This is a genomic window from Sphingomonas sp. CCH9-F2, assembly GCF_001556735.1.
Classification (GTDB): Bacteria; Pseudomonadota; Alphaproteobacteria; order Sphingomonadales; family Sphingomonadaceae; genus Sphingomonas; species Sphingomonas ginsenosidimutans.
Genome location: NZ_LSJO01000174.1, coordinates 1 through 6394, shown reverse-complemented (window position 1 = coordinate 6394; position 6394 = coordinate 1). Strand labels below are relative to the sequence as shown.

Sequence of the window (6394 nt, the reverse complement as noted above, 5' to 3'; positions counted from 1 at the left end):
GGGAACGAGGCAGGTCGCGCACAGCGCGGCGATCAGAAAGCGGCTGATGGTCATCTTGTCCCCCAGGACGCGCGGTCGGATCGGCGCGGCGGGCCGATCATGGCGTGCCGCGTGGCGATGCCGCAAGGGGGATCAGGCGTCGGTCAGGCGGCGTCGCAACGCGCGTTCCAGCCGCTCGACGCTCTGCGCGCCGGGGATGGCATAACGGCCGTCGAGGATCAGCGTCGGCACCGACAGCACGCCTTCGTCGCGCCAGTAGCGTTCGGCGGCGCGCACGTCCCCGGCGAAGCGCCCGTCGGCCAGTACCGCGCGCGCTTCATCGGCATCCAGGCCGGCATCGGCGGCGGCACCGGCCAGCACGTCGGGATCGGACACATTCTGTCCTTCCGCGAAATAACGCGCGAGCAGCGCCTTCTTGAGCGGCAGCTGGTCGCCGATCGTCCCCGCCCAATGGAGCAGGCGGTGCGCATCGAACGTATCGTAGAGCCGATCCGACCGACCGCGCATGTCGACGCCCAGTTCGCCGGCGGCGGTCCGGATCCGGTCGCCGGCGGCGCGCGCCTGATCGGGGCCGGCGCCATATTTGCGCGCGAGATTGTCGGCGATCTTCTCCCCCTCCGGCGGCAGGCCGGGGTTGAGCTCGAGCGGGTGGAAGGCGAGCGTCACGTCCGCCGCGCCGTCCAGCCGCTCGATCGCCTGTTCCACCGCGGCCAGCCCGATCGCGCACCACGGGCAGACGATGTCGGAGACGATATCGAGACGGATCGCCGACGCGCTCACGCCGCGCGTGCCACCGGCGCAGCGTGCGCGCAGCGGGCGTGGGTGTCGATCGCATCGACGATCGGCGCGATCAGCGGCGGCGGCAGGGTGTGGCCCATGCCGTCGATCTCCATCAGTCGCGCGCCGGGGATCGCCTGCGCGGTCTGGCGCCCGCCGGTGCACGGCACCAGGGGATCGTCCGTGCCATGGATCACCAGCGTCGGCGTGGTGATCGTGCGCAGCCGCGCGGTGCGATCGCCATCGGCGATGATCGCCGCCATCTGGCGAACGAAGCCGCCGGGGCAGCGATTGCGCAGCGTTTCGCTGCGGATGCGATCGGCCATCAGCCGATCCTCGATCGGGAAGCGTCCGCCGACCGCGCGGCCCGCCAGCGTCCCGTGCGCGACGATCGCCTCCAGATCGTCGCCACGCGGATGGCGCAGCAACAGCGCGGTGGTGCGCATCGTCGGGCGCGAGCAGGTCGGGTGGCCCGTGGTCGACATGATCGAGGTGAGCGTGTCGACGCGGTCGCGCCAGCCGGCAGCGATCAGCTGCGCGATCATGCCGCCCATCGACGCCCCGACGACATGCGCGCGCGGAATCGACAGCGCATCCATCAGCCCGACGGTGTCGGCGGCCATGTCGGTCAGCGTGTAGGGGACCGCCGGCGCGCGACCGAACTGGCGCTGCATCGCGGTCCACATGATGTTGGGGACGCCGGCATCGTCCAGCTTCGTCGACAGGCCGACGTCGCGGTTGTCGAAGCGGATGACGCGATAGCCGCGCTCGGCCAGCGCCTCCACCATCGACAGCGGCCACCGCACGAGCTGCGCGCCCAGACCCATGACGAGCAGCATCGCCGGCCCGTCCTTCGGCCCGGTCTCCTCATACTCGATCTCGATCCCGTTCGCGTGAACCCGCGCCATCGCCTCCTCCGTCTGGTCAGCAGGAACCTATCTGCCCGATGTCATCTTAATGCAACATTGCGGAGGCGGTTCCGCTGCGCGTCCACTCGTGATAGCGGTTCGTCCCCCATGGCCGATCGCCTGCATCTCGACCGTTTCGTGCCGTACCTGTTGTCGGTCACGTCGAACCGCGTCAGCGACCGGATCGCGCGCGCCTATGACGCGCTGTTCGGGCTGACGATCCCGGAGTGGCGGCTGATCGCGCTGATCGCCGAACATGCGCCGATCACCCAGGCGCAGCTGGGCGAGCGCAGCCGGATGGACAAGGTGACGGTCAGCCGCGCCGCGATCGCGCTGACCGCGCGCGGGCTGCTGGAACGCAGCCCCAACCATGCCGACCGGCGATCGCACCACCTGATGCTGAGCGAGGCGGGGCAGGCGCTGTATGCGCAGATCGCGCCAAAGGCGATCGAGCTGGAGCGCCGCATCTTCGGCCGGTTCGATGCCGCCGAGCTGGAACAGTTCACGCAGATGCTGCGGCGGATCGACGCCGCCGCGCAGGAGGAAGACTGAGTGTCCACGACGACGACGGGAGAGGCGCCGCTGATCGCCGGGGTGGAACTGGGCGGGACCAAGTGTATCGCGATCCTGTCCAGCGGGCCGGATCGCATCCTGGAGGAGGTCCGCGTTCCGACCACCCACCCTGACGAGACGCTGCCCGCGCTGGAAGCGGCGCTGGACGCCTGGCGCGGGGTCGCCGCCATCGGCATCGCCAGTTTCGGCCCGGTGTCGATCGATCCCGAATCGGCCGATTACGGCAAGATCACCTCCACGCCGAAGCCGGGCTGGGCGCATACCGACGTCGCCCGCCGCCTGGGCGCGCGGTACGGGGTGCCGGTGGGGTTCCACAGCGATGTCGTCGGCGCGGCGATGGCGGAGGCGCGCTGGGGCGCGGGGCGCGGGCTGGGCGAGCTGGCCTATGTCACGGTCGGCACCGGCGTGGGCGCGGGGATGATTGCGCATGGGCGCCCGGTCGACGGGCTGACCCATTCCGAATTCGGGCACATCCGCCCGCCGCGGCTGCCCGGCGACGACTGGCCGGGGGCGTGCCCGTTCCACGGCGCGTGCGTGGAGGGGCTGGCGTCCGGCCCCGCGATCGCGGCGCGTACCGGGATCAAGGGCGAGGACCTGCCCCATGACCATCCCGCCTGGGACACGGTGGTCCACGCGCTGGCGACGCTGTTCGCGACGCTGACGCTGACCGGCGTGCCGCGGCGGATCGTGCTGGGCGGCGGGGTGATGGTGGGCAATCCGCATCTGCTGCCGCGGCTGCGCGCGGCGACGGCGGCGTCGCTCAACGGCTATGTCGCGCTGCCTGCGGTCGCCGACATGGACACGTTCATCGTGCCCGCCGCGCTGGGCGGCAATGCCGGGCCGCTGGGCGCGGTGGTGCTGGGACAGATGGCGCTGGCGGACCGGCGCTCCGCCGCGGCGATCGCCGCGGGCTGACGCAAGACCGATCGGCGGGCCGGTCAGCGGGCGGGAGGCGCCGACGCCCGCGCGCGGGCGCGGTCTTGTTCCAGCATCTCGGCGACGCGCGCGGCATAGCCCGACAGGCGCAGCGCCTCCAGCGAGGTGAGGCCGTCGCGCGGCATGCTGTCGAACACGCAGACGGTGCCGATCCGCGCGCGGTTGAGCGTCTTGATCGGCGCGGCGGCGTAGAAGCGCACGCCGTCGCCATCGGTGACGAAGGGATTGTCGCAGAACCGCGGGTCGAGCCGCGCATCGGGCACTACCGTCACCGCATCGGTGGCGATGCTGTGCGTGCAGAAGGACATGGCGCGCGGCACGTGATCGACCGCGACGCCGACTCGCGCCTTGTACCACTGGCGGTGTTCGTCGATGAACGAGATGACTGCCTTGCGCACGCGGAACGTGGCGGCGATGTCCCGTACCAGCTGGTCCATGACGGGATCGGCCGGCGTGTCGAGCACGGCATAATTCTTCAGCGTCGCGATGCGGCTGTCTTCGTCGGGTTGCGGCATGATCACCTCTCACCGCGACAATGGGTCAACACCCGTTACCATTCGCTTTAGACTTTGGTCTATTGTCACCATTTTTCAGGGTGATACGCATCGATCGGCTCCATTTTGGAGCCAAGTTCCTTCGCTAACGTCCGCTTAACCCTCCTCGCTTACCCCCTGTTCATCCGGCCGCGCGGGGGGCGCATGGCCGTGGTAGCGAGGGCCGGCGGACACATGCGCATCTTGATCGTGGACGACGAGCCGCTGGTCCATGAAAGCTACCGGCTGAGCTTCGCGCCGCCGCCCGGGGCGCAAGGGGCGTTGTCGGCGATGGCCGCGGACCTGTTCGCGGACCGCGCCGCGCGCGATGCGCAGGACGCGCCGCCGGCGTTCGACGTCAGCTATCACGTCCAGGGGCTGGACGCGGTGGCGTCGGTCGAGCAGGCGGTGGCGGCGGGCGCGCCGTTCCAGGTCGCCTTCATCGACATCCGGATGCCGCCGGGCATCGACGGGCGCGAGACCGCGCGGCGCATCCGCGCGCTGGACCCCGACATCAACCTGGTGATCGTTACCGGCTATTCCGATTTCTCTCCGGTGGAGATCAGCCGCGTGGCGGGGCCGGCGGACAAGATCTTCTACATCGCCAAGCCGTTCGAGGTGGCCGAGGTGGTGCAGACCGCGACCGCGCTGGGCAAGCGGTGGGAAACCGACCGCGCGCTGGCGGCGGCGCGCGCATCGCTGGCGCATCACGTACTGCTGCTGGAACAGCAGGCGATCGAACTGGCCGCCAAGGAAAGCCGCGCGCTGCACATCGCCAGCCACGACACGCTGACCGGCGCGCCCAACCGATTCGCGTTCCAGCGCGCGCTGGCCGACCGGGTGCGCGCGGGCGGGGCCGGGTTCGCGGTGGCGATGATGGACCTCGACCGGTTCAAGGCGGTCAACGACACGCTGGGCCATATGGCGGGCGACGCATTGCTGCGCGAAATCTGCGCGATCCTGAACGAGCGGATTCCGGCGGGCGGGATGGTCGCGCGGCTGGGCGGCGACGAATTCGGGCTGCTGTTCGAGGCCGACGACCAGGGCGCGGCGCTGGCCGTCGCGGAACGGCTGGTGGCGGCCTGCGCGACCCCGCTGACCATCTACGGCCATTGCGTCGAGGGGGCCGCGTCGATCGGGCTGGTGGTGGCCGAGGGGCGCGGCGATCCGGGCGACCTGCTGCGCCGTGCCGACCTGGCGCTGTACGAGGCCAAGCGGCAGGGGCGCGGCCGTGCCTGCGCGTTCGACGCGCGGCTGGACGAGGACGTCCGCCTGCGCCGCCGGATCGAGACCGGGCTGTCGCAGGCGATCGCGCGCGACGAACTGTCGATGGTCTACCAGCCGATCGTCACCGGTGCGCGGCACGAGATCGTCGGATTCGAGGCGCTGCTGCGCTGGCAGACCGAGGACCACGGCCCGATCAGCCCGGCGGTGTTCGTCCCGATCGCCGAGGAGACCAACCTGATCCACGAGTTGGGCGACTGGGTGCTGGAGCGCAGCCTGGCGGCGCTGGCGACATGGCCGGGGCAATATGTGTCGGTCAATTTCAGCCCTCGGCAGTTCCGCCGGCCGCATTTCGTCGACGATATCGCGCAGAAGGTGGCGGCCGCCGGCATCGCGCCCGAACGGGTGCAGATCGAGATCACCGAAACCGCGATCTTCGACGATGCCGATCGCGCGGCCGAGACGCTAGACCGGCTGCGCGCGCTGGGGTTCCGCATCGCGCTGGACGATTTCGGCACCGGCTATTCGTCGCTCTACAACATCCGCACCTTCGCGCTGGATGTGCTGAAGATCGACCGCAGCTTCATCGACGGGATGCCGCGCGAGCGCGAATCGATGGCGATCGTGCGCTCGATCATCCATCTGGCGCAGTCGCTGGGTCTGGGGGTGATCGCCGAGGGCGTCGAGACGCGCGCGCAGGTCGACCTGCTGCGCGTCGCAGGCGCCAGCCATCTGCAGGGCTATCATTTCTCGCGCCCCGTCACGCCGGAGGCGGCGCTCGACCTGGCGCATCGCCGCTGGCTGTCGCCGGTGCGCCCGGTGGCGACGGGGACGCACGGCTGATGGCGGGCGCGGCGGTGCGCGCGTGGCGTGCGCCCGCGTCGCTGGGCGCCAAGCTGGTGCTGATGCTGACCGCGGTCGGCGTCGCGGGCGCGCTGGGCGCCGCGCTGCTGCTGGCGAGCGTGCTGGTGCCCAGCTTCGGCACGCTGGAGCGGCAGGCGACGCAGACGCAGGCCGCGCATGTCCGCGCCGCGCTGGACGATCTGGCGGAGCAGATGGAGCATGGCGCGCAGGATCGCGGCCGTTCCGACACCCTGTACCGCGCGCTGGCGCCGGGGGCCGCACACGGCGTGCTTCCCGCCGCTATGCCGGCCGGGACGGATGCGGATGCCGTGGCGGTGATCGCCGCGGACGGGGGCGTCCGGCTGCTGCGCACGCAGGGGCGGCCTGATTGGGCGCGGATGCTGGCGACGGTCGCTCCGCGCGGCCGGGCGCGCGGCTTCTACCTGCGGATGGGTGACGCGGTGGTGGCGGTGGGCATCGCCCCGGTGCGGCGCGCCGGCGGCAGCGGCGCGGCGCGCGGGCAGGTGGTGATCGCGCGGCGGCTGACCGCGGCGCGGTTGTCGGCCCGGCTGGGCGCGGCGGTGACGATCGATACCCGCC

7 protein-coding genes are annotated in these 6394 nt (G+C 71.3%); 4 read left to right on the top strand and 3 right to left on the bottom strand.

Annotation, left to right across the window (positions count from 1 at the left end):
* Positions 1-132: 132 nt before the first annotated feature.
* Together AX685_RS05030 and AX685_RS05025 are read right to left on the bottom strand one after the other, a co-directional pair.
* Positions 133-780 carry a DsbA family oxidoreductase gene (locus AX685_RS05030; protein ID WP_066486063.1) on the bottom strand — a complete coding sequence of 216 codons (648 nt, stop codon included), beginning with the start codon at positions 778-780 and terminating at the stop codon, positions 133-135.
* Positions 777-1685: an alpha/beta fold hydrolase gene (locus AX685_RS05025; RefSeq protein WP_066486061.1), complete on the bottom strand. Its 909-nt coding sequence runs from the start codon at positions 1683-1685 to the stop codon at positions 777-779. The genes AX685_RS05030 and AX685_RS05025 overlap by 4 nt, the downstream gene beginning before the upstream one ends.
* Positions 1686-1793: 108 nt before the next feature.
* Between AX685_RS05025 and AX685_RS05020 the strand changes: the two genes are divergently transcribed.
* Entirely contained in the window at positions 1794-2237 is a 444-nt protein-coding gene (locus AX685_RS05020; RefSeq protein ID WP_066486059.1) for a MarR family winged helix-turn-helix transcriptional regulator, read from the top strand.
* A complete protein-coding gene (locus AX685_RS05015) occupies positions 2238-3173 on the top strand; it encodes an ROK family protein (RefSeq protein WP_231738562.1) in 936 nt (311 codons plus the stop codon). It abuts the gene before it with no gap.
* A 23-nt stretch (positions 3174-3196) separates the two neighbouring features.
* On the opposite strand, the gene AX685_RS05010 is transcribed toward AX685_RS05015, so the two are convergent.
* Complete coding sequence (locus tag AX685_RS05010; protein WP_066486065.1) at positions 3197-3709, bottom strand: GAF domain-containing protein; 513 nt, start codon at positions 3707-3709, stop codon at positions 3197-3199.
* A gap of 213 nt (positions 3710-3922) precedes the next feature.
* Here AX685_RS05010 and AX685_RS05005 point away from each other — a divergent pair, with 213 nt between their 5' ends.
* On the top strand, positions 3923-5794 hold the full coding sequence (locus AX685_RS05005; protein WP_066486058.1) for a putative bifunctional diguanylate cyclase/phosphodiesterase: 1872 nt from the start codon (positions 3923-3925) through the stop codon (positions 5792-5794).
* Positions 5794-6394, top strand: a 601-nt coding sequence (locus AX685_RS05000) for a CHASE4 domain-containing protein (RefSeq protein ID WP_331710149.1), incomplete at its 3' end; no start/stop codon positions are given. The genes AX685_RS05005 and AX685_RS05000, both read left to right, overlap by 1 nt.